The sequence below is a fragment of the Kribbella sindirgiensis genome, assembly GCF_004331435.1.
Classification (GTDB): domain Bacteria; phylum Actinomycetota; class Actinomycetes; order Propionibacteriales; family Kribbellaceae; genus Kribbella; species Kribbella sindirgiensis.
Map to the genome: position 1 here is coordinate 687613 of NZ_SJKA01000002.1, position 21475 is coordinate 709087.

At 67.9% G+C, this 21475-nt stretch carries 21 protein-coding genes; 9 read left to right on the forward strand and 12 right to left on the reverse strand.

Annotation, left to right across the window (positions count from 1 at the left end):
* Positions 1-177: 177 nt before the first annotated feature.
* Positions 178-1707, reverse strand: coding sequence for an amino acid permease (locus E0H50_RS07965; RefSeq protein ID WP_165547030.1), 1530 nt, complete (start codon positions 1705-1707; stop codon positions 178-180).
* Between the two features lie 157 nt (positions 1708-1864).
* Between E0H50_RS07965 and E0H50_RS07970 the strand changes: the two genes are divergently transcribed.
* From E0H50_RS07970 to E0H50_RS08000, 7 genes are all read left to right on the forward strand, one after another.
* A complete protein-coding gene (locus E0H50_RS07970; protein ID WP_238150832.1) occupies positions 1865-3217 on the forward strand; it encodes a glutamine synthetase family protein in 1353 nt (450 codons plus the stop codon).
* Positions 3198-3902, forward strand: a complete 705-nt coding sequence (locus E0H50_RS07975; protein ID WP_131285937.1) for a gamma-glutamyl-gamma-aminobutyrate hydrolase family protein — start codon at positions 3198-3200, stop codon at positions 3900-3902. Before E0H50_RS07970 ends, E0H50_RS07975 begins: the two co-directional genes overlap by 20 nt.
* Positions 3899-5245, forward strand: coding sequence for an aldehyde dehydrogenase family protein (locus tag E0H50_RS07980; RefSeq protein ID WP_131285938.1), 1347 nt, complete (start codon positions 3899-3901; stop codon positions 5243-5245). Before E0H50_RS07975 ends, E0H50_RS07980 begins: the two co-directional genes overlap by 4 nt.
* Before the next feature lies 1 nt (position 5246).
* Positions 5247-6023, forward strand: coding sequence for a 3-oxoacyl-ACP reductase (locus E0H50_RS07985; RefSeq protein WP_131285939.1), 777 nt, complete (start codon positions 5247-5249; stop codon positions 6021-6023).
* Positions 6024-6032: 9 nt separating this feature from the next.
* The gene (locus E0H50_RS07990; RefSeq protein WP_131285940.1) at positions 6033-6752 is read left to right on the forward strand and encodes a FadR/GntR family transcriptional regulator; all 720 of its coding nucleotides are present in this window, start codon (positions 6033-6035) and stop codon (positions 6750-6752) included.
* Between the two features lie 126 nt (positions 6753-6878).
* Positions 6879-7823, forward strand: coding sequence for a zinc metalloprotease (locus tag E0H50_RS07995; protein WP_131285941.1), 945 nt, complete (start codon positions 6879-6881; stop codon positions 7821-7823).
* Positions 7824-7881: 58 nt separating this feature from the next.
* Positions 7882-9012 carry a D-alanyl-D-alanine carboxypeptidase family protein gene (locus E0H50_RS08000; protein WP_131285942.1) on the forward strand — a complete coding sequence of 377 codons (1131 nt, stop codon included), beginning with the start codon at positions 7882-7884 and terminating at the stop codon, positions 9010-9012.
* A gap of 12 nt (positions 9013-9024) precedes the next feature.
* On the opposite strand, the gene E0H50_RS08005 is transcribed toward E0H50_RS08000, so the two are convergent.
* The 10 genes from E0H50_RS08005 to E0H50_RS08050 form a co-directional block, all read right to left on the reverse strand.
* Entirely contained in the window at positions 9025-10080 is a 1056-nt protein-coding gene (locus E0H50_RS08005; RefSeq protein WP_131285943.1) for a YihY/virulence factor BrkB family protein, read from the reverse strand.
* A 28-nt stretch (positions 10081-10108) separates the two neighbouring features.
* Positions 10109-10624: a 2'-5' RNA ligase family protein gene (locus E0H50_RS08010; protein ID WP_131285944.1), complete on the reverse strand. Its 516-nt coding sequence runs from the start codon at positions 10622-10624 to the stop codon at positions 10109-10111.
* Between the two features lie 7 nt (positions 10625-10631).
* Entirely contained in the window at positions 10632-11687 is a 1056-nt protein-coding gene (gene trpS / locus E0H50_RS08015) for a tryptophan--tRNA ligase (protein ID WP_131285945.1), read from the reverse strand.
* A gap of 75 nt (positions 11688-11762) precedes the next feature.
* Positions 11763-12167, reverse strand: coding sequence for a hypothetical protein (locus tag E0H50_RS08020; protein WP_202868052.1), 405 nt, complete (start codon positions 12165-12167; stop codon positions 11763-11765).
* A gap of 53 nt (positions 12168-12220) precedes the next feature.
* The gene (locus E0H50_RS08025; protein ID WP_238150833.1) at positions 12221-13261 is read right to left on the reverse strand and encodes an iron-siderophore ABC transporter substrate-binding protein; all 1041 of its coding nucleotides are present in this window, start codon (positions 13259-13261) and stop codon (positions 12221-12223) included.
* Between the two features lie 39 nt (positions 13262-13300).
* Entirely contained in the window at positions 13301-14644 is a 1344-nt protein-coding gene (gene ngcE / locus E0H50_RS08030; protein ID WP_131285946.1) for an N-acetylglucosamine/diacetylchitobiose ABC transporter substrate-binding protein, read from the reverse strand.
* Positions 14645-14656: 12 nt separating this feature from the next.
* On the reverse strand, positions 14657-15547 hold the full coding sequence (locus E0H50_RS08035) for a carbohydrate ABC transporter permease (protein WP_131285947.1): 891 nt from the start codon (positions 15545-15547) through the stop codon (positions 14657-14659).
* Complete coding sequence (locus E0H50_RS08040) at positions 15544-16539, reverse strand: carbohydrate ABC transporter permease (protein ID WP_131285948.1); 996 nt, start codon at positions 16537-16539, stop codon at positions 15544-15546. Before E0H50_RS08040 ends, E0H50_RS08035 begins: the two co-directional genes overlap by 4 nt.
* A gap of 2 nt (positions 16540-16541) precedes the next feature.
* Positions 16542-17960: an N-acetylglucosamine/diacetylchitobiose ABC transporter substrate-binding protein gene (gene ngcE / locus E0H50_RS08045; RefSeq protein ID WP_131285949.1), complete on the reverse strand. Its 1419-nt coding sequence runs from the start codon at positions 17958-17960 to the stop codon at positions 16542-16544.
* 22 nt (positions 17961-17982) lie between these two features.
* The gene (locus E0H50_RS08050) at positions 17983-18762 is read right to left on the reverse strand and encodes a sugar isomerase domain-containing protein (RefSeq protein WP_131285950.1); all 780 of its coding nucleotides are present in this window, start codon (positions 18760-18762) and stop codon (positions 17983-17985) included.
* Positions 18763-18971: 209 nt separating this feature from the next.
* Here E0H50_RS08050 and E0H50_RS08055 point away from each other — a divergent pair, with 209 nt between their 5' ends.
* Positions 18972-20012, forward strand: coding sequence for an N-acetylglucosamine kinase (locus E0H50_RS08055; RefSeq protein WP_131285951.1), 1041 nt, complete (start codon positions 18972-18974; stop codon positions 20010-20012).
* Here E0H50_RS08055 and E0H50_RS08060 read toward each other — a convergent pair.
* Complete coding sequence (locus E0H50_RS08060; protein WP_131285952.1) at positions 19998-20381, reverse strand: YciI family protein; 384 nt, start codon at positions 20379-20381, stop codon at positions 19998-20000. The two genes, E0H50_RS08055 and E0H50_RS08060, sit on opposite strands and share 15 nt — an antisense overlap.
* A 94-nt stretch (positions 20382-20475) precedes the next feature.
* On the opposite strand from E0H50_RS08060, the gene E0H50_RS08065 reads away from it, so the two are divergent.
* Positions 20476-21306, forward strand: coding sequence for an alpha/beta fold hydrolase (locus E0H50_RS08065; protein ID WP_131285953.1), 831 nt, complete (start codon positions 20476-20478; stop codon positions 21304-21306).
* The last annotated feature ends 169 nt before the right edge of the window (positions 21307-21475 follow it).

Here is a 21475-nt window from a genome sequence, read left to right on the forward strand (position 1 = left end):
ACGGCGAGTGTCACATGAGGAAATTTGCTGGCCACCATCCTGTCACCCCTTACTGCCCAGTTCCGAGCAGTCGCGACGGCACGATCGTGCCGGGGCACCGGATGGTCTTTCGACGACTTTGAGCCCCCACCAACCGTTTCGCGGCGCCGAAAACGGTTGGTGGGGGCCCAAAGAGGGTCAGATCGATTCGAGGTCGCGTTCGATGGCGGCTAGCTCCTCCTCGGAGCCCTGGACCTTGGGGCCGGTGAACCAGCGGCGGGCGGACAGGAACCAGTACGCCGCCGCGAAGCCGAGCACGACCAGAACGGCGATCGGCGTGTAGTTGAAAGTGCTACCGGTGACCGGGCTGACCTGCGGCAGCATGAACAGGATCGTGATGAACGCGACCCAGACGATCGCGACGATGCCGATCGGGCGGCTCCAGCGGCCCAGGTGCCACGGTCCGGGCTGGAAGTCCTTGCCCTGGAGCAGCCGCAACAGGGTCGGCAGCACGTAGGCGATGTACAGGCCGATGACCGCGATCGACGTGACAGCGGCGTACGCCGTCGCGTTCCAGAGGTACGGCAGACCGAGCAGGAACGCGCCGCCGGCGGCCAGCCAGATCGCGTTCGTGGGCGTCCTGGTCTTGCCGTTGATCTTGTGCCAGAACGACGACCCCGGCAACGCTCCGTCCCGGGAGAACGCGTAGATCATCCGCGAGTTCGCGGTCACCGACGACATCCCGCAGAACAGTTGGGCGCCGATCACGACCAGCAGCAGGACCTTGGCCAGCCCGGCGCCGACCGCGTCGATGAAGATCTGCGCGGGCGGTACGCCGATCTCGCCCTCGAGCGCGCCGTCGTAGCTCTGGATCGCGAAGGTCAGACCGATCAGCAGCACCCACCCGGCCGCCAGCGAGACCAGGATCGACATCACGATCCCGCGCGGTCCCGACCGGGCGGCGTCGTGGGTCTCCTCGGTCATGTGCGCGGAGGCGTCGTACCCGGTGAAGGTGTACTGCGCGAGCAGCAGGCCGAGCAGCGCGACGTAGAAGGTGGAGCCCCAGCCGGTGTTGTTGACGAAGTGGCCGAACACGAACCCGGCCGACTGGTGCTTGTCCGGCACGATCACGAGCGCGCCGACGATGAAGACCACGCCGACGATGTGCCACCAGACGCTGATGTCGTTGAGCTTGGCGACCAGCTTCACGCCGAACGAGTTCAGCAGGCCGTGCACCAGCAGGATGATCCCGAACAGCAGGATCGTGTGGCCGGGCGTCGTACTGAAGCCGAACTGCAGGTCCAGGAACGCGTTCAGGAAGAACGCCGCGCCGAAGTCGATACCGGCGGTCACCGCGACCTGGCCGAGGAAGTTGAACCACCCGGTGAACCAGGACCAGGCCGCGCCGTTGGTCCGGGCGAGTTTCGCGGACCAGTAGTACAGCCCGCCGGCGGTCGGGTAGCTCGAGCAGACCTCCGCCATCGCGAGGCCGACGAACAACGTCATCAGGCCGACGAACGGCCAGCCCCAGACGATCATCACCGGGCCGCCGGTGTTCATCCCGAACCCGTACAGGGTCAGGCAGCCGGACAGGATCGAGATGATCGTGAAGGACACCGCGAAGTTCGAGAACCCGGACATCGTCCGGGACAGCTCCTGGGCGTAACCCAACTGATGCAGGCGTTTCTCGTCGTCGGTCATCGGGGCGGCGGACTCGTCATTGCTCATTTTCGGGCCTCCTGGACACAGCGCCTCAATGGTCTCCCCCCAGACCTTTAGGCAATTGAGGCACCGCGGTCAGGCGGTGTCAAGGGAAACGGGCCGCATTGACATCCACACGGCGGCTTGAGTCAATGGACTGGACGTAGACCAATAGACTCCAGGAGTGGCCGTGCTGAGTGTGGAGGAGTTGCGCAGGCTGGTCGAGGCCGGCGAGGTCGACACGGTACTGGTGGCGATCACCGATATGCAGGGGCGCCTGCAGGGCAAGCGATGCGGCGCGCGGTACTTCCTCGAGGAGGTGCTGAAGCACGGGACCGAGGGTTGCAACTACCTGCTGGCGGTCGACGTCGACATGAACACCGTCGACGGCTACACGATGTCCTCCTGGGAACGCGGGTACGGCGACCTGGTGATGGCGCCCGACCTGGACACGCTCCGTCTGGTGCCGTGGCTGGAGGGCACCGCGCTCGTGTTGTGCGACGTGCAGTGGCTGGACGGTACGCCGGTGGTCGCGTCGCCGCGGCAGGTGCTGCGGGCCCAGGTGGACCGCCTCGCGGAGCGCGGACTCAAGGCGTACGTCGGGACCGAGCTCGAGTTCATGGTGTTCGACGACACCTACGAGAACGCGTGGAACAAGCGGTACCTCGGCCTCACCCCGTCGAACCAGTACAACGTCGACTACTCCCTCGTCGGCACCTCCCGGATCGAGCCGCTGCTGCGCGACATTCGCAACGGCATGACCGGCGCCGGCCTGTACGTCGAGTCCGCGAAGGGCGAGTGCAACTTCGGCCAGCACGAGATCGCGTTCCGGTACGACGAGGCGCTGGCAACCTGCGACAACCACTCGATCTACAAGACCGGCGCGAAGGAGATCGCCGCCAAGCACGGCAAGAGCCTGACGTTCATGGCGAAGTACGACGAGCGGGAGGGCAACTCCTGCCACATCCACCTGAGCTTCCGCGCCGACGACGGTGATCCGGTGCTCGCGGGAGACGGTTCGCACGGCTTCTCGCGGCTGATGGAGCACTTCATCGCCGGCCAGCTCGCCTGCCTGTCCGAGTTCACGTACCTGCTGGCCCCGAACATCAACTCCTACAAGCGATTCCAGAAAGGCAGCTTCGCGCCGACCGCGATCGCGTGGGGTCTCGACAACCGCACGTGCTCGCTGCGAGTGGTCGGCCACGGCGACTCGCTCCGGGTCGAGAACCGGCTCCCCGGCGGCGATGTGAACCCGTACCTCGCCGTCGCCGCGATCATCGCCTCCGGCCTGCACGGGATCGAGAGCGAACTGGAGCTCGAGCCGCTGCTGGAGGGCAACGCGTACGAGTCCGACAAGGAGCACGTCCCGAGCACGCTCCGCGAAGCCGCCGCGCTCTTCGCCGGTTCGAAGCTTGCCCGGACGGCGTTCGGGGACGAGATGGTCGACCACTACAGCAACGCCGCACGCATCGAGCTGGACGCGTACGACGCCGCTGTCACCGACTGGGAGCGGGTCCGTGGGTTCGAACGTCTCTAGGCCGCGCATCGGCATCACGACGTACCTCGAGCCGGCCGCCTGGGGCATCTGGCGCCGCGAGGCCGCGCTGGTCCCCCGGGTGTACCTGGACGCGGTGGTAGCGGCCGGAGGGGTGCCGCTGCTACTGCCGCCCGTGGGCACCGACCCCTCGATCCTGGGCGTTCTGGACGGTCTGATCATCGCGGGCGGATGCGACGTCGATCCAGGTGCGTACGCCGCCGCGCCGCATCCCGAGACCGTCGACACCCGGCCGGACCGAGACCACCACGAAGCGATCCTGATCCGGGCCGCCCTGGACCGTGATCTTCCGTTGCTGGCGATCTGCCGTGGCTTGCAGATGCTCAACGTGACACTGGGCGGCACGCTGCATCAGCACCTACCGGACGTGGTCGCCCACGACGATCATCGCCCGGAGCCTGCGGTCTTCGGCAGCGTCGAGGCGAAAGTCGAGCCGGGGACGCTGACCGCACGGATCCTCGGTGAGCACGTTTTCGGAAGCTGCTACCACCACCAGGCGCTCGACGTCGTCGCACCGGGGCTGAAGGTCACCGCTCGCGCGGACGACGGAACGGTCGAGGCGGCCGAGGTGGAAGGCCACGACTTCGCACTCGGGGTGCAGTGGCACCCGGAGGAGAACCCCGAGGACCTGCGGCTCTTCACCGCACTGATCAGGAGCACCTCATGACGTACGACGTGATCAACCCGGCCACCGAGAAGGTGATCCGGACGATCTCACTCGCCTCCGAGGCCGAGACCGACGCGGCGATCTCGCGGGCCGCGAAGGCCTTCGAGACGTGGCGGGACGTGACACCTGCCGATCGTGGGCGGCTGCTGCGGCGGTTCGCCGACGCGGTCGACGCCGACCTGGAGAACCTGGCCGCGCTGGAGGTCGAGAACGCCGGCCACACGATCGGCAACGCGCGCTGGGAAGCCGGCAACGTCCGCGATGTGCTCACGTACTACTCGGCCGCCCCGGAACGCCTTTTCGGACAACAGATTCCGGTGGCCGGCGGCATCGATGTCACGTTCCAGGAACCGCTCGGCGTGGTCGGCGTGATCGTTCCGTGGAACTTTCCGATGCCGATCGCCGGGTGGGGTTTCGCCCCCGCGCTGGCGGCCGGCAACACCGTGGTCCTGAAGCCCGCCGAGCTCACCCCGCTGACCGCTCTGCGGCTCGCCGAGCTGGCGCTGGAGGCCGGCCTGCCACCCGGCGTCTTCGAGGTCGTGCCCGGTAAGGGAACCGTTGTCGGAAACCGTTTCGTCACGCATTCCGCGGTCCGGAAAATCGTCTTCACCGGCTCCACCACCGTCGGCAAGCAGATCATGGCCGGCTGCGCGGACCAGGTGAAACGGGTGACGCTCGAGCTGGGCGGAAAGTCCGCGAACATCGTTTTCGCCGACGCCGACCTGGAGAAGGCGGCAGCGCAGGCGCCGTACGGCGTGTTCGACAACGCGGGGCAGGACTGTTGCGCGCGCAGCAGGATCCTCGTCGAGCGTTCGGCGTACGGCCGGTTCCTGGAGCTGCTCGAGCCGGCGGTGAAGAACTTCCGGGTCGGTGATCCGGCGGATCCGGCCACGGAGATGGGGCCGCTGATCTCCGCGGGACAGCGCGAGCAGGTCGCGTCGTACGTCGAGAACCCCGCGTTCCAAGGGACCGCGCCGAGCGGACCCGGGTTCTGGTTCCCGCCCACGGTGCTGGCACCGGCCAGTGACCGGGCCTTGCGGGAGGAGATCTTCGGGCCGGTCGTCGCGGTGGTCCCGTTCACGGACGAGGCCGACGCGGTGCGGATCGCGAACGACAGCGAGTACGGGCTGTCCGGCTCGATCTGGACCCGGGACGTCGGCCGGGCACTGCGCGTCAGTCGCGGTGTCGAGGCCGGGAACCTCTCGGTGAACTCGAACTCGTCGGTGCGGTACTCGACGCCGTTCGGCGGCTACAAGCAGTCCGGCCTCGGCCGGGAGCTCGGGCCGGACGCGCTGGCCGCGTTCACCGAGACCAAGAACATCTTCATCAGCACGGAGGACTGATATGGACGTCAAGGCTCATCGGCTCGAGGGCCGGGTCGCTGTGGTCACAGGTGGCGCAAGCGGGATCGGTCTGGCCACGGTACGGCGGTTCGCGGCCGAAGGTGCGCGCGTCGTGATCGGCGATCTCGATCCCGCCGCGGGCAAGGACGCCGCGGACGAGGTCGGCGGGCTGTACGTGCCGACCGACGTCACCGACCCGGCCGCGGTCGAGAACCTGTTCAAGCAGGCCTTCGACACGTACGGCGCCGTGGACATCGCCTTCAACAACGCCGGTATCTCGCCGCCCGACGACGCGTCGATCCTGGACACCGGGCTGGAGGCGTGGCGCAAGGTCCAGGAGGTCAACCTGACATCGGTGTACCTGTGCTGCAAGGCCGCGATCCCCTACATGCAACGGCAGGGCCGCGGGTCGATCATCAACACCGCGTCCTTCGTCGCGGTGATGGGAGCGGCGACCTCGCAGATCTCGTACTCCGCGTCGAAGGGCGGCGTCCTGGCGATGAGCCGCGAGCTCGGCGTCGAGTTCGCGCGGCAGGGAATCCGGGTGAATGCGCTCTGCCCCGGCCCGGTCAACACGCCGCTCCTCACCGAACTGTTCGCGAAGGACCCCGAGCGCGCCGAGCGCCGGTTGGTGCACGTCCCGATGGGCCGCTTCGGCGAGCCGGAGGAAATCGCCGCCGCGGTCGCGTTCCTGGCCAGCGACGATTCCTCCTTCATCACCGCCAACACGTTCCTCGTCGACGGGGGAATCTCGGGCGCCTACGTGACACCGATCTAGTCTGAGGACATGGTCGTTCAGGCAGATGACGCGGTGTTCCGGCCCGTGCGGGCCGGGAACCCGTTCGAGGAGACGGTCGAGCGGTTGCTGCAGGCAATCAAGCTCGGCGTCGTCGTGCCCGGCGACCGGCTACCGCCCGAGCGCGAGCTCGCGACCCGGCTGAACGTCAGCCGGGTCACGCTCCGCGAGGCGATCCACGCGCTCACCGAGGCCGGCTACGTCGAGTCCCGCCGCGGCCGGTACGGCGGCACGTTCGTCAACGAGCAACTCCCGAAACCCCGCCGTACGCCGGCCAAACGCCTCGCCCGCGACCTCGCCGCGGGCCTCGACGACGCCCTCACCCTCCGCTTCGTCCTGGAGACCGGCGCCGCGGAAGCCGCCGCGACCCGCACCCTCACCGACGCCGAACGCGACCACCTGCAACGCTGCCTGGCCGACACCAACGCCGCCACCCTCACCGACTACCGCCGCCTCGACTCCCGCCTCCACCTGGCCATCGCCGAAGTCACCGGCTCCCCCTCCCTGACGTCGGCGATGGCCGACGTCCGCATGCGCCTCAACGAACTCCTGGACGCCATCCCCCTCCTGCAACCCAACCTCGACCACTCCAACGAACAACACCGAGCCGTCGTCGACGCGATCCTCGCCGGCGACCCCCAGACCGCCCGCCAAACCATGCAAGAACACCTGGCCGGCACCGAAGCCCTCCTCCGAGCCTTCCTCGAATAGCGGTTCGGCGTGGTGGTGCCGTGGCACTGGGGGGACAGGGAATTGGTTGGCACTCCCCGGGTTGATGGGGAAAATCGCCGGATTCGGCCGCACCGCCCAAAAGCGGCCCGATTCTGGAGGACCGCTATGCGATCTTTCGTTACCCGTCCCCGCGCTCTGGCCGTGCTGCTGGCCGGTACGGCGCTTGCGTTCAGTCCGCTCGGTGGACAGGCGACTGCCCAGTTGCCCGTCGACGCGACCGGCAACCCGGCCTGTTTCACGCCGGAGGAAGGCGCCGCCGCGCGTGGTGGCTTCGGTGCCGACCACCGGGAGCTCTCGGCGGCCGAGCAGAAGGCCATCGACGCCAGGACAGCACAGATCCTGAAGGCCAAGGCCGCCCGTGGCCTGGCTCCGCAGGCCGGCACGCTGGCCGCGGCGAGTGTCCCGGTGTACGTCCACGTGATGCTGAGCAAGTCCGGTGCCGGTGACGTCACCGCGACCCAGATCGACCAGCAAATCGCCGAGCTGAACCAGGACTTCGCAGGTCAGGAGTCGTCCCAGGCCGCGAACACCGGCTTCACTTTCACGCTGGCCGGCGTCAACCGGTACTACAACGACCAGTGGCACAAGGACCGGCAGAGCTCGTCGTACCGCTCGCAGACCCGTCAGGGCGGTAAGAACGCCCTGAACATCTGGCTGGTCGACTTCTCGTACCTCGGGATCGCGACCTTCCCGTGGGACTACCCGAGCAACCCGAAGATCGACGGCATCCGGGTGCAGTACAGCTCGCTGCCCGGTGGTTCGGCGACCAACTACGACCTCGGCAAGACCGCGACCCACGAGGCCGGGCACTGGTTCGGGCTGTACCACACGTTCCAGGGCGGCTGCACCAGCACGAACGACTCGGTGGCCGACACGCCCGCCCAGAGCAGCTCGTCCAGCGGCTGCCCCGAGGGCCGGGACTCCTGCTCGCTGTCAGGTCTGGACCCCATCCACAACTACATGGACTACTCGTACGACGACTGCTACAACCAGTTCACGCCCGGCCAGTCAACCCGGATCAGCAACATGTGGACCGCCTACCGGGCGTGACTCAGGGCATGAGACCCGACTGTGACATCTGCACCGGTCGGCAACTAGAGTGCCGCCGATGCGTTTGCTTCTGACGGCCTGCGCAACCACCGCACTGGTGGTCGCCGGACCTCTGACAGCGACCGCCGCCGGCCAGACCCCACAGGGTCCGGTCGGCGGCGACCTGCTGACCGCGAAGCCGACGGTGGTCGCCATCGGGGCGGCGCCGCCGGCCGTCCAGGCATCGGCGTACGTCGTGGCCGACATCGACACCGGCCAGGTGCTGGCGGCCAAGGCGCCGCACGCGCAGCTCCGCCCGGCCAGCACGCTCAAGACGCTGACCGCGCTGGTGCTGCTGCCCCGGCTGAAGAAGACCGATCCGGTGATCGGTTCGGACGCCGACGCCGGCATCATCGGCAGCAAGGTCGGCGTGTACCCCGGGCTGCGCTACACCGTCGACCAGCTGTTCCAGGGCATGTTCCTGGCCTCCGGGAACGACGCCGTTCACGCACTGTGTGCCCATGACCAGGGCGGCGTACCCGCGACCGTCCAGCGGATGAACGCGAAGGCCAAGGACCTCGGCGCGCTCGACACCCACGTCACCGACCCGACCGGCCTGGACGCCGACGGGCAGTACTCCAGCGCCTACGACCTGGCCCTGTTCGCGCAGGCCGGGCTGACCCGGCAGGACTTCGCGAAGTACGCGTCGACGAAGTACACGAACTTCCCGAACGTCGGCAACAAGGGCACGTACCAGGTCGCGAACCAGAACAAGCTGCTCTTCAACTACGAGGGCGCGCTCGGTGTGAAGACCGGTTACACCACGCTGGCGCGGAACACGTTCGTCGGCGCCGCCCGCCGCAACGGGCACACGCTGGTGGTGACGATGATGAACGCGCCGCACGGCATCACCGAGGACGCCAGCAACCTGCTGACCTGGACGTTCACCAACTACGGCAAGCTCAAGCCGGTCGGCACCCTGGTCAAACCGGCCGTCGCGCCGCCGAAGACCCAGCCGGAAGGCAAACCCGCCACCAAGCCCGAGGCCGGTACGGCGGGCCGCCCGCAGCCACGTACCGCACTCACCCCCGGCCAGGCCGTCCAGTCCCTCGCCTTACGCGTCCCCGACTGGGCGTACGCCGCCCCGCCCGTCCTACTCCTCGGCCTCTTCCTCCGCCGCCCCCGCGCTCTCCGCCGCCGCCGTCACTGAAATCTCAGGAGACTACCGGCGCCGGACCGTTCGCACAGCTCGGAGGCCCTGGACTGCCAGCGTGGTGAGGGTTGCGCCCAGGAGCGCGCCGGCGGCGACTGCCACCGTGTCGGCCTTGCGTTCTGGGATGGGGACGACCTTGTAGCGCTTGCCGGGTGGACCGAGCAGGAGGGGCTCGAGCTCGGCCGGGTCTGAAGGAAGGTCGGCGGGCTCAACAGGCTCGGCAGCCTTCGCGTCGAGGGTCGCCTCCTTCGTCCAGGCCGCGATCAGCATGATCACCCGGGTCATCAGGTAGATCCACACCAGCAGCGCCAGCGGCAAGGCGACAGCGCCGTACGCCGCGTTCGCGCCGATCACGTGGTTCACGTACAGGTTGCCGAGGCGCTGTGCGAGGTAGAACACGATGCCGCCGGCCAGCGCGGCGATCAGCGACACCTTGCGGGGCAGCAGGATCCGCGGCAGCGCCGTCTGCATGTACAGGAACAGCACCGCACCGGCGGCGACGCCCAGCACCACGCTGATCAGGCCGAGACCCCAGCCCGCCAGCCAGCTGCCGTCCAGGTCGGCCCAGTCGACGATGCGCTTGGACAACCCGGTCAGGACCGACGACAGACCGGTGGCGAACATGCCGATCATGCCGAGACCGATCAGTGCCCCGAGGTCGACGGCCTTCAGCTTGACGGCGTTCCCCGGCTCGTCGTCCAGCTCGTGCATCGAACGGATCGAGGCGCGCAATGAGTCGATCCAGCCGAGGCCGGTGAACAGCAGCGAGACACCGGAGACGAGGCCGATGGTGCCGGCGTGGCCGATCAGCCCGTCGATGTCGATCTTGTCGCCGATGCCGGGCAGGTTCTGCTGCAGGGCGTCCTTCATCGCCTCGATGGCGTCGTGACCGAGCAGCGGCCCGACGATCGCCGCCGCGAGCACGATCAGCGGGAACAGCGACAGGAACCCGAAGAAACTGGTTGCCCCGGCCAACCGGTTGCCCCGCCGGTCGCCGTACCGCTTCCAGGCCCGCCACAGCTGCGACTTCTTGAATCGCGCCCAGACACGCTTGATGCTGCCCATGTGTCTCCTGTACCCCGATGAAGGAGACTCAGCCTGCCAGGGGGAAGGAGCGCTGAGGGCGCCACACGCCGTCGGAGCCGTGTTCGTAGCGGCTGAAGTGCTCCACGTCGAAGGCGCAGTCGTACTCCGACAGGGCGTCGTACGCGCGGTCGAGCGCGTCCTTCTCCAGGTCGTGGGCGACGGTGACGTGCGGGTGGTACGGGAACTTCAGGTCGACCTTCAGCGGGCCGGACCGGACCTGCGACTGCAGCACCTCGCACGACGAGATGCCCTCGGCCAGCGGTACGAACACCACCGGCGAGATCGGCCGGAACGTCGCCGTACCGCGCAGCCGGATCCGGAACCGCGGGAACCGGGCCGCGACCGCGAGCAGGTGCTCGTCGATCGCCGCCAGGTCGCCGGCCTCGATCTCGGTGGGCGGCAGCAGCGTGACATGGGTCGGGATCGACGCGGCCATCGGATCGCCGAAGTCGGCACGGTACTTCTGCAACTCCGTGCCGTACGGCTCCGCGATCGGAATCGCAACGCCAATCGTCGTCGCCATCCGCGGTCTACCGGCCCTGCGCAGGGCCGGGGACGAACCCGAGGCGGTCGTAGACGCGGGCCAGGGTCGGCTCGGTGACCGCGCGGGCGCGTTCGGCGCCGGCCGTCAGGATCGCGTCCAGCTGCGCCTTGTCGTCCAGGTAGGACAGCGTCTTCTCCCGGAACGGCGTGACGAACTCGACCACGACGTCGGCCAGGTCCTTCTTGAAGTCACCGTACCCGCGGCCGGCGTACTCGTCCTCGAGCTCGCTGATCTTGCGGCCGGTGAGCGCCGAGTAGATGGTCAGCAGGTTCGCGACGCCGGGCTTGTTCTCCTGGTCGAAGATCACGTCCCGGCCGGAGTCGGTGACCGCGGACCGGATCTTCTTCGCGCTCGCCTTCGGGTCGTCCAGCAGGTCGATGATGCCGGCCGGCGACGAGCCGGACTTGCTCATCTTCGCGGTCGGGTCCTGCAGGTCGAAGATCTTCGCGGTCTCCTTGACGATGTGCGCCTCGGGAACCCGGAAGGTCTTGCCGAACCGGTGGTTGAACCGCTGCGCCAGGTCGCGGGTCAGCTCCACGTGCTGGCGCTGGTCCTCACCGACCGGGACGCGGTCGGCCTGGTAGACCAGGATGTCCGCGGCCTGCAGGATCGGGTAGGTGAACAGGCCGACGGTGGCGCGGTCGGCGCCGCCCTTGGCCGTCTTGTCCTTGAACTGCGTCATCCGGCTGGCCTCGCCGAACCCGGTGATGCAGCCCATCACCCACCCGAGCTGCGCGTGCTCGGGCACGTGCGACTGGACGAACAGGGTGGACCGCTCCGGGTCGATCCCGGCCGCCAGCAGCTGCGCCGCGGACCGGCGGGTACGGTCACGAAGGGCCTTCGGCTCGTACTCCACAGTGATCGCGTGCAGGTCGACGACGCAGTAGAACGCGTCGTGGTCGTCCTGCAGGGCCACCCACTGCCGCAACGCGCCGAGGTAGTTGCCGAAGTGGAAGGAGTCCGCCGTCGGCTGGATCCCGGAGAGCACGCGGGGGCGTCGCTGGGAACCGGCTGCGGAGGGGTCAGACGCAGCGTGGGACATGACCACGATTCTGCCAGCGGTGTCAGTCCAACCCACACCCGGGAGGGTTGTCAGTCATATTTCACGAACTATGCGTCACCAGGACCAGCCGCGGGCGGCCAGTTCCTGTTCCTCCTGCCAGCGTTTCTCCTCCGAGCGTTGCTGCTCGGACTCGCACGGGCAGCCGGCCAGGCGGCAGGCCTCGTCGAGGAGGTCGTCGTACGCCGCCTCGAGCGCCATCAGGCGGTGTGCGCGGGCGTAGACGTGGGGTGTGGACTCGACGCGCCGGATCTTGGTGGACAGGTGCCCCAAGCGGGTCTGCAGCCGGAGCGTGTCGAACGGGTCCGGTTCCGGCTCCTGACGCCGGCGCAGGCGCGCGGTCAGTCTCGCCGTACGCCGCTGCAGACCGCGCCGCCACCGCGACGGCGGCGGATTCGGCAGCAGCAGGCTCAGCAGGACGCACAACGTCGAGAACAGAACGACAACACCCAGCCACGCCATCTCGCCACCCCTCAGCAAGAGCGTACGGCGAGCGAACCCCGGTCCGCGAGAGGTTATGCGTTGGTCGCCGGGTTCCCGTCCACCGCGGCCGCCAGCTTCGGGACCAGCCCGTCGAGCACGATCGGCAGGCTGAGCACGGACACGAAGCTGGTCGCGCCGTACAGCTGGTCGTCGTAGTTCTCCTCGACGAACACGTCCCGGCCCTCGGTCCGCACCTTCAGGTTCTTGTACAGCGGGTCCGCCTTCAGCTTCGCCGTACCGCCCTTGGTCGGGAACCAGACCAGCGCCTGCTGGTCGAGCAGCGAGATCCGCTCCGCGCTGATGTTCGCGCCGAACTTGTCGCCGATCGCCTTGTCCAGCCCGTCCGGCAGCACGAACCCGAAGTCGGTCAGCAGCCGGGACCGCGGATCCTGCGTGCCGTAGATGAAGTAGCCCTCGTACGGCGTGGCCATCAAGGCGGGCCTGCCCTTGAACTCGGGATGCTGTGCGCGCACCTCGGCGAACCGCGTCTCGATCCCCTTCACCAGCTCGTCGGCCTGCGCCGGCTTCCCGACCGCCTGCCCGACGGTCCGCGCCACGACCTGCCAGGACACGCCGTAGTCCGGTACGCCGGCCGGCTGCGCGACCGTCGGCGCGATCGCGGTCAGCTTCTGGTAGTCGTCCGCGGAGATCCCGGAGTACAGCCCGATGATCAGGTCCGGCCGCAGCGCCGCGATCTTCTCGAACTGGATCCCGTCCTTGTCGCTCAGCACCTGCGGTACGGCCGCGTTGTCATGGTCGCCGAGTTTCGCCTTCGCCCACGGGAACAACGCGCCCGGCTTCTCCCCGAACCATTCGGTCGTCGCCACCGGTACGACGCCGAGCGCGAGCAGCGCGTCCTGCTCGACCAGGCCGACCGTGACGATTCGCTGCGGGGCCTTCTCGACGACGGTGTCGCCGTACTTGTTCTTGATCGTCACCGGGAAGGCGCCGCCCTGCGACGCGGCGGTCTGCGGGGCTTCGTCGTTCCCGCTTCCGCACCCGGTCAGGGCGAGCAGGAGTACGGCCAGGAACACCAGCAGGCGGCGCATCGGAACCTCACAGGGGCTGGTCATGGCTGGGTTAGGTTAGGTTGCCCTAACCTAGCCCAGATCTCAGTCCCGGTGGTACTTCGTGACCGCCTTGTCCTGTTTGAGCTTGTCGGCCGCGGCCTGGATCCGCGCGGTCCATTCGGACTGCTGCAGACCGCCGGCCATGAACTGCCCGGTGGCCGCGGCGGCTGCGGTCGCGAACTCCGGGTACCAGTCGTCGAAGTACCAAGTGATGAGCTGGTCGCCGGCCGACGCGAGCAGGTCGCGCGCCGAGCTGAGCGCGGTCCCCATCTCCAGCCCGTCGGCCGCCCCGCGGACGATGGTGAGCTGTTTCGACTCCGAGGTGACCTGCGCAGCGACGTCGGCCGACAGCAACGCCCGCAGGTACTCGAGCCCGCCGGCCTTGTTCTTCGCCTTGTCCGGCACCAGCACCGGCGCGGTCGCCGCGACGTGCACCCCGCTGGCGAGCGCGGGCGAGGTGTCCAGCGCCGGTGCGGCGAACATGGTCAGCGCGAAGTCCTGCGGGATCAGGCCCTTCATCTCGTTCTCGAGCCAGTTGCCGCACGGCAGCATCCCGACCTTGGACGCGAGCAGGCGTTTCTGCGACCCGATGTGGTCGTAGTCCGCGGTCCCTGGGGCGAGCAGCCCGCGCTTGGTCAGCTCACCGACGGCGGTGATCGCCCTGGTGACGCTCTCGTCCTTCCAGGCGCCGTCGTCCAGGTTGTCGATCCGCCGTACCACATCCGGCCCGCCGGTCTTGGCGGCCAGCGTCAGCACCAGTTCCAGCAGGTAGTACGGGTGCGTGCCGGCGTACATGAACGGGCCGAGACCGGCCGCCTTCATATCGGCGCCGAGGGCAAGCAGATCGGGCCAGGTGCGCGGCGCCTCCCAGCCGTTGCGCTGGAACAGGCTGGCCGAATACCAGATCCCGTACACGCTCGCGATGTAGTTGACGGTGCGCTGCGTCCCGTCGTACGAGCCGAAGTCCAGCATGTCCGGCAGGAGCTGGTCCTTGACCACCGCGTCCGGGTTGTCCCAGGACGGTGCGTCCAGCAACTGCTGCAGGTCGGTCAGTTGACCTTCCTTGACCAGCCGGCCGACCTTCAGCTTGTCGTCCCCGGTGCTGAGCACCACGTCGGGCGGGTTGCCCGCGGCGAACCGGGGCAGCAGTTGGTCGGACAGTTGCGGTGTCAGCTTCGGCGCGACGACGGCGGCCGCGTACTTCTTCCGGTACGCCGCCGCCGCGAATCCGCCGTACTCCTCACTGAAGACCAGGTCGACGGGGGCGTTCCCGTCCACGGAGAACGGGTTCTCCTTCGACACCGGCGGGGCGACCGGTTCGCTGGTGCAGCCACTCAGGACCGCACCAGCCAACGCCCCCTGCAGTAACGTCCGCCGTCTCAGCATCACCGCAGGCTATTACTTCACGCCTCCCGCGGTCACGGAGACCTGCAGTTGCCGCTGGAAGATGATGTAGACGACCAGCACCGGCGCCACAGTGATCACGACGGCCGCGAACAGGGCGCCGAAGTCCACCGCGTAACCGGCTTGCGACGCGAACGAGGCCATACCCTGCGAGAGCACGTAGTTCTTCGAGTCCGTGTTCAGGGCGACGGGCAGCAGGAACTGGTTCCACAACCCGAGGAAGTTGAAGATGGCCACCGACGCCATCCCCGGCCGCGCCATCGGCAGCATCACCGAGAAGAACGTCCGCCACTCACCCGCGCCGTCGATCTGCGCCGCCTCGTAGATCTCGCCCGGCAGCGCCTTGAAGAAGCTGTGCAGGAAGAAGACCGTGAACGGCAGCGCGAACGCGACGTACGTCGTGATCAACCCTGGCAGCGTGTTGAGCATCCCGAAGTTCTTCAGCACGAAGAACAGCGGCACGATCGCCAGGAAGACCGGGAACGTCAGCCCGGCCAGCATCGAGTAGTAGATCAGCCGGTTGCCGGGGAACGTGAACCTGGCCAGCACGTACGCGCACATCGCGCCCAGGATCATCACCAGCACCAGCGCGACGCCGACCACGATCACCGTGTTCAGGAAGTAGCGGCCGATACCGGCCGTCGTCCAGGCGTTCGCGTAGTTGCTGAACCGCAGCTTGCTCGGCAGCGACAGCGGGTTGCCGAGCACCTCCTGCGTCGACTTGAACGAGGACAGCAGCGTCCACACCAGCGGCAGGATCACCAGCAACGACCACAGGATCAGCGCGACGTGGGCGGTCGTCGCCACACCCCGGCCCTCTGGGGCCCGGTGGCCGGGCGCACGGGAGGCCGCGAGTTCGGCGCGGTCGGCGGTGGTTGTCGTCATCGGCGTACCTTTGCTTTCCGGTCACGTCCGCCGGTCAGGGCGTTCACCGTGAAGACCACGAGCGCGAACAGCATCGTCACCGCGGCCAGGACCACACCCATCGCCGTCGAGTAACCGAACTGCCCCTTGGTGAAGGCCGTGGTGAACAGTTGCTGCGGCATGACCAGGGTCGAGTTCTGCGGCCCGCCGCCGGGGTTCAGCGCCTGCATGTAGACGAACGCGTCGAGCGCGGCGATCCCGAGATAGATGTACGCCGTCTGCACGTTGTCCCGGATCAGCGGGACCGTGATCGACACCGCGCTGCGGAACCGGCCGGCGCCGTCGATCCGGGCGGCCTCGAACACCTCGGGCTCGATGCCCCGGATGGCGGCGATGAACAGCACCATGTAGAAGCCGACGAAGCCCCAGATCATCACGAACATCGAGGCCGGCATCGCGGTCCGCGCATCCCCGAGCCACGCGTAGTTCTCGAACTGGTGCAGCCCGATCTTCGACAGCAGCGCGTCCAGGATGCCCGAACCCGGCGTGAACACCTGCGCCCAGATCAGGCCGATCACGATCGCCGGGATCACGTACGGGAAGAACGAGACGATCCGGTAGAAGCCCGCGTTCCGCAGACCGCGGACGGTCCCGGTCCCGGAGCCGCCGATCGTCACCAGCGTGGCCAGCGTCAGCGCCAGCACGATCGTCACGATCGGTACGACGATCGCGAGCAGCACGTTGTTGCGTACGGCCTTCAGGAAGATGTCGTCGTGGAACAGCTTCACGTAGTTGTCGAAGCCGACGAAGTTCATCCCCGAACTGAACCCGGACCAGTCGGTCAGCGAGTAGTACAGCGCCTGCACGAACGGGGAGACCACGAAGATCACGAAGACCGCCAGCGGCAGGCCGAGGAACACGACCATGAAACTGGCGCGGTCGAAGGTCAGCGGCCGGCGGCGCCGGGTGACGGACCGCTGGGGTCCGCCTCCCGGCACAGCCTCTTGCGTCATGGTCACTTCGTGACCGGGATCTTCTTGACCGAGCTGTCGTTACGCACCTTGTCGGTGATCTGCTGCAGGCCCTTCGTCAGGCCGGCCGCGTCCAGCTGGCCGGACAGGAACGAGTTCCAGACCACGAGGTTGTCGGTGTTCATGCCGTACAGGCCGACGAACTGGTAGTCGAAGACGTTGGTGCCGGCCGCGTCCAGCATCGCGGTCTGCGACTGCAGCGCGGTCGAACCGAAGCCGTCCGCGGGCACCAGGCCCTTGACGATCGTCGGCGCCAGCCGGGTCTTGGCGAAGTTGGTCGCCGCCTCCTTGGACAGCATCGCCCGCAGCAGCTCCTTGCCGCCGGCAACGTTCTTGCCCTTCGACGGGACGATGAACGGCTCACCGGCCGCGCTGCGCAGCGACTCGTACGGCAGCTTCGGGGCGTCGGTGAGCACCGGCTCCGGGACGCCCTTCATGTCGAAGCCCGACTTGGTGGCCTTCTTCATCTCGTTCTCGATCCACGAGCCCGAGGGGTAGAGGACGGCCTGCTGGTCGTTGCTCCACTTCGCCTGCGCGGCGGTGAACTGGGTGCCGGCGCCACCGGGCACGAAGTACCCGTTCTTGACCATCGTCTCCAGGGCCTTGAAGATGCCCTGGATCTGCGGCATCGACCAGCAGTTCTCCTTGAGGTTCTCCAGCGCCAGCCGGACCTCGTCGCCACCCTCCTTGATCGCGCCGTCGACGGCCATCGTGTGGTAGTAGGTGGCGGCTTCCTTGCCCCAGACGAACAGGTACTTGCCCTTCGCCTTGGCCTTGGCACCGAGGTCCAGGAGCCCGTCGTACGTCTTGGGCGCCTCCCAGCCGTTCTCCTTGAACAGGCTGTCGGAGTACCAGATGCCGTAGAGCGTGAGCACGTAGTTCATCGCGACGAACTTGCCGTCGTACGTGCCGGGGTTCTTGGCGCCCGGGTACAGGGTGTCGGCGATCTTCGTGCCCTCGTAGTTGTTGGCCTCGAAGACGTCGTCGAGCGTCGACAGCTGGTCCAGGATCGTGTTGAAGCCGATCTGGTTCGCGCCGGAGTTGTCGATCAGGTCCGGCGGGTTGCCGCCGACGAAGCGCGGCTGCAGCTGCTGGGCGATCTGGGTCGACGGGGCGACCTTGAACGTCGAGCCCGCGAACTTCTTCTGCGCGATGTCGGCCGCGAACTGCACGTAGTCGTAGCCGTAACCACCGTTGAAGATCACCGCGTCGACGGTCGCCTTCTCCGCCATGCCGAACGGGTTCTCCGAGGTCTTGTCGGCGCCGCCACCGCCGGTCCCGTTGTCGTCGCCGCCGCCGGTGGCACAGGCCGCCAACAGCGTGCTGCCGCCGGTCGCCAGCAAGGTGCCGACCGCCGCGCGCTGCAGGAACAGCCGCCGCGACAGGTTGTTGGGAGTGGTCATGGTCCCGCCTTCCGAGTGTGTTTCAGGCAGTACGCCGGATACGACCGGCGTACCTTGCTTCAAGGGCATGGTTGTGTTCGTCGCCACCGGGAATGTTCGCGGACAGGTAGACCGGCGGCGTCTCGCCGGCCTCCGTCAGCCGGCGCAATACCTCAGCCACCAGCATCTGCGCAATCAGTGCCGCGGTGATGGAGGACACGGCGCACACCTTGCCGCCACCGGGCAGGTCGAGCACCGAGTCCCCGTACGGCGCCTGGTTGTCGAGCACGACGTCGGCGAAGTCGATCAGCTTCTTGCCGGACGGGTGCCGCGAATCCATACCGCCAGTGTGCTGCAGTGAGGTGATCGCGATCAGCGGGTGGCCCTTCTCCTTGACCACACTCGCGAGCTCGACGATCGAGCCGTTCACCCCCGAGTTCGACGCGATCACGAACAGGTCGCCCTCGCGGGCCGCGGACAGCTCGTAGAGCTTCCGCGAGTACGCCGGGTCGCGCTCCAGCTCGGCACTGCGCAGCAACTCGGGCGGCTCGCCGCCGAGCAGCACCAGGTCGCGCAGCGCGATCCGGTTGGAGGCGATCAGCCCGCCGGCGCGGCCGGCGATCTCCATCGCGAGGGCCTCGGAGTGCCCGGAGCCGAACGCCTGGATGACGCCGTTCGCCCGCACCGACGCGGCCATCAGATCGGCGGCCTGCTGGATCGGGCCGTCGATCTGGGTGGTGACCGCGGCCAGGATCGGCATCAGCGTTTGAACATACGCGTGCGCGCCCAAGCTACTGGATTCCCCCGTGTTACTGCTGGCCATCAACGGCCCACCCCTCGACTAATCTGCTCGCCGACGACACTCCAAGTGCCGACAAATGCGCAAGTTTGCTGTTTGCTGGACAGAACTTTTCTCAACTCGTAGCTAAAGTCAAGGCTCATCCGTGTGATCTCCCTAGATCGGGACCGTTGCGTAACCTTGTTTACTTGTGCTTACTTATAGGCTCTTTCGAGCAGTTTGGAGCATCGCGTATGTCGGTCGAAGGCTTGCTTCCGGACGCTGACGCCGCACCTGTCGACCAGGTGGTCCTGATACCTGCCGGACCACTGGTCCTCGGCGGCGACCTCGGCGGTACCTCCACCCGGATCGTGGTCGCGGACTCTGAGGGCAACGTAATCGGTCGCGGAGCCGCAGCGGGAGGGAATCCGACCAGCCATCCGGCAAGTGCGGCGGCCAACTTCGGCCAGGCGCTTCACGCCGCGCTGTCCGGCCTGGACCCGACGGCCGTCAAAGCCGGGGTCGTCGGCATGGCCGGCGGCGTTGCCCTGGCGCGGCCGGACGTGGCGGCCCAGTTCGAGGCCGCCTGGACGGGCGCCGGCCTGATCGTTGCCCCCGACTACATCGGCGATCTCGAGGTCGCTTTCGCCTCAGGTACGCCGGAACCGGACGGGACCGTGCTGATCGCGGGCACCGGCAGCAACGCCGGCCTGGTGCGCAACCATCAACTCCTGCGCACCGCGGGCGGGCACGGCTGGCTGCTGGGCGACGACGGCTCCGGCTTCTGGCTCGGCCGGGAGGCTGTGCGCAGCGTGCTGCAGGCACTGGACCTCCGCGAGCCACTCGGGCTGCTCGGACAGGCCGTCGTCCAGGCGATCCTGCCCGATCGGGACGAGCATGCAGCTGCACAGCGTGAAGGATACGACGCGCTGCGTGATGATCTGGTGAGGACGGTGAACAGTCGCCCACCGGTTCTGCTCGCGGAGCTGGCGCCGGCGGTGATGGCGGCGTACGCACAGGACGACGAGATCGCGCGGTCGCTGGTGAAACGCGCAGCCGAGTTGCTCACGGAAACCGCTGCCCGCTTGAAGACAACGTCGGACAAGGGCCCGATGGTGCTCGCAGGCAGTGTCGCCGGTGAGTCCTCACCTGTGGGCCGAATCATCCGCCAGCACTTCGCCGGCGAGGTACTAACCGCCCGGGACGGAGTCGGAGGCGCCACCTGGCTGGCCCTGGGCACCCTCGACCCCGCCCTCGCGACGACCGCGAACCACCAACGTCTAGTCGAACACTGAGACCGGGCGGACCTCGACGGCGAAGAAGCCGGCCTCCGGGATGGTGGCGGCTACCTCTTCGGCGCGTTCCTGGCTTGCCACGTCGATGAGGAACACGCCGGCCAGTTGCTCCTTCGCCTCGGAGTACGGACCGTCGGTGGTGGCGCGGACGCCTTCGCGGACGCGGACCACCCGGGTCTTCGCCGGCGGATCGAGCGGGACGGCGGTGATCAGCTCGCCGTTGGCATCGAGCTCGTTCAGCAGGTTGTCGAGCTGCGCGGCGAGCGCGTCGCGCGCCTTCTTCGGCAGGGCCTTGCCTTCCTCGGTGTGCAGGAACGACGGGTGGCCCCAGGTGATCGGGTTGCTGTGAATCATCAGCAGGTACTTCATGTCAGGTGTCCTTTCGGGCAGGTACAGGATCTTCGCAGCAGAGGTCGGACACGACCGGCAGCACTCGACATTTCGGCGATTTATGGTGAAGCGCATGGACGAGATCGACTTCCGGACGGCCGACGGGCGGGTCCTGCACGGGTACGACAGCGCGCCCGGTGACGACGCGCGGCTGGCGGTCGTCTGGCACCACGGCACGCCGAACCTGGGCACGCCACCGGCACCGCTGTACGAGGCGGGCGAGTGGCTCGGCATCCGGTGGATCTCGTTCGACCGGCCCGGGTACGGCGGTTCGACCGCGGCACCCGGCCGCACGATGGCCTCGGTCGCCGCCGACCTGACCACGGTCCTCGACACACTCGGGATCGGCACCTGCGCACTGATGGGCTACTCCGGCGGCGGCTCCTACGCACTCGGCTCCGCCGCCGTGCTCGGCGACCGCGTCGAGGCCGTCGCCACCTTCGCCGCGATCGCGCCGTACGGCATGGAGGGCTGGTACGACGGGATGATCGACTCCGGCCGCGCCGCGCTGCAGGCCGCGGTGGCGGGCCGCGCGGCCCGACTGCACAACGAGGCGGTCGAGTACGACCCGGAGTTCACCGACTCCGACGTCGCGATGTTCGACGGCCCGTGGGGCTGGCTCGGCTCGGTCGCCGGCGACAAGGCGATGCCCAACGGCCCCGACGGCGCCGTCGACGACGACTGCTCGTACGTCGTCCCATGGGGCTGCGACCCGGCCACGATCACCGCCCCGGTCCTCCTCCTCCACGGCACCGCCGACCACATCATCCCCAGCACCCACGCGGGCTGGCTCGCCGCGAACCTCCCCACCGCCGAACTCGCCCTGCACCCCGGCCTCAGCCACATCTCGATCCTCAGCCAGTCCGAATCCGCCCTGGAGTGGATCCGGGACCGAACCGGCTGACCGAGGGTCAGGTGTGCGCTCTCAACAGGTAGAGCACCCCGAGACGCCGTACACGCCGACCCTCAACACGCTCAGGTGCACTACCCAGCGGACTGACACCTCCTGTCCATCTGCACACCAACAACATTCCAAGCAATGGCTTGACATTGGATGTGGTGTGGCGCATATT

What these genes read in the sequence shown, in the direction of transcription:
- trpS (WP_131285945.1), bottom strand. Translation starts at nt 11,687, where the DNA reads ATGTCCCACGCTGCGTCTGACCCCTCCGCAGCCGGTTCCCAGCGACGC.
- E0H50_RS07980 (WP_131285938.1), top strand. Translation starts at nt 3,899, where the DNA reads ATGACGTACGACGTGATCAACCCGGCCACCGAGAAGGTGATCCGGACG.
- E0H50_RS08035 (WP_131285947.1), bottom strand. Translation starts at nt 15,547, where the DNA reads ATGACGACAACCACCGCCGACCGCGCCGAACTCGCGGCCTCCCGTGCG.
- E0H50_RS08060 (WP_131285952.1), bottom strand. Translation starts at nt 20,381, where the DNA reads ATGAAGTACCTGCTGATGATTCACAGCAACCCGATCACCTGGGGCCAC.
- E0H50_RS08020 (WP_202868052.1), bottom strand. Translation starts at nt 12,167, where the DNA reads ATGGCGTGGCTGGGTGTTGTCGTTCTGTTCTCGACGTTGTGCGTCCTG.
- E0H50_RS07990 (WP_131285940.1), top strand. Translation starts at nt 6,033, where the DNA reads ATGGTCGTTCAGGCAGATGACGCGGTGTTCCGGCCCGTGCGGGCCGGG.
- E0H50_RS08065 (WP_131285953.1), top strand. Translation starts at nt 20,476, where the DNA reads ATGGACGAGATCGACTTCCGGACGGCCGACGGGCGGGTCCTGCACGGG.
- E0H50_RS08055 (WP_131285951.1), top strand. Translation starts at nt 18,972, where the DNA reads ATGTCGGTCGAAGGCTTGCTTCCGGACGCTGACGCCGCACCTGTCGAC.
- ngcE (WP_131285949.1), bottom strand. Translation starts at nt 17,960, where the DNA reads ATGACCACTCCCAACAACCTGTCGCGGCGGCTGTTCCTGCAGCGCGCG.
- E0H50_RS08025 (WP_238150833.1), bottom strand. Translation starts at nt 13,261, where the DNA reads ATGACCAGCCCCTGTGAGGTTCCGATGCGCCGCCTGCTGGTGTTCCTG.
- E0H50_RS07985 (WP_131285939.1), top strand. Translation starts at nt 5,247, where the DNA reads ATGGACGTCAAGGCTCATCGGCTCGAGGGCCGGGTCGCTGTGGTCACA.
- E0H50_RS08000 (WP_131285942.1), top strand. Translation starts at nt 7,882, where the DNA reads ATGCGTTTGCTTCTGACGGCCTGCGCAACCACCGCACTGGTGGTCGCC.
- E0H50_RS08040 (WP_131285948.1), bottom strand. Translation starts at nt 16,539, where the DNA reads ATGACGCAAGAGGCTGTGCCGGGAGGCGGACCCCAGCGGTCCGTCACC.
- E0H50_RS07995 (WP_131285941.1), top strand. Translation starts at nt 6,879, where the DNA reads ATGCGATCTTTCGTTACCCGTCCCCGCGCTCTGGCCGTGCTGCTGGCC.
- ngcE (WP_131285946.1), bottom strand. Translation starts at nt 14,644, where the DNA reads ATGCTGAGACGGCGGACGTTACTGCAGGGGGCGTTGGCTGGTGCGGTC.
- E0H50_RS08005 (WP_131285943.1), bottom strand. Translation starts at nt 10,080, where the DNA reads ATGGGCAGCATCAAGCGTGTCTGGGCGCGATTCAAGAAGTCGCAGCTG.
- E0H50_RS08010 (WP_131285944.1), bottom strand. Translation starts at nt 10,624, where the DNA reads ATGGCGACGACGATTGGCGTTGCGATTCCGATCGCGGAGCCGTACGGC.
- E0H50_RS08050 (WP_131285950.1), bottom strand. Translation starts at nt 18,762, where the DNA reads ATGGCCAGCAGTAACACGGGGGAATCCAGTAGCTTGGGCGCGCACGCG.
- E0H50_RS07965 (WP_165547030.1), bottom strand. Translation starts at nt 1,707, where the DNA reads ATGAGCAATGACGAGTCCGCCGCCCCGATGACCGACGACGAGAAACGC.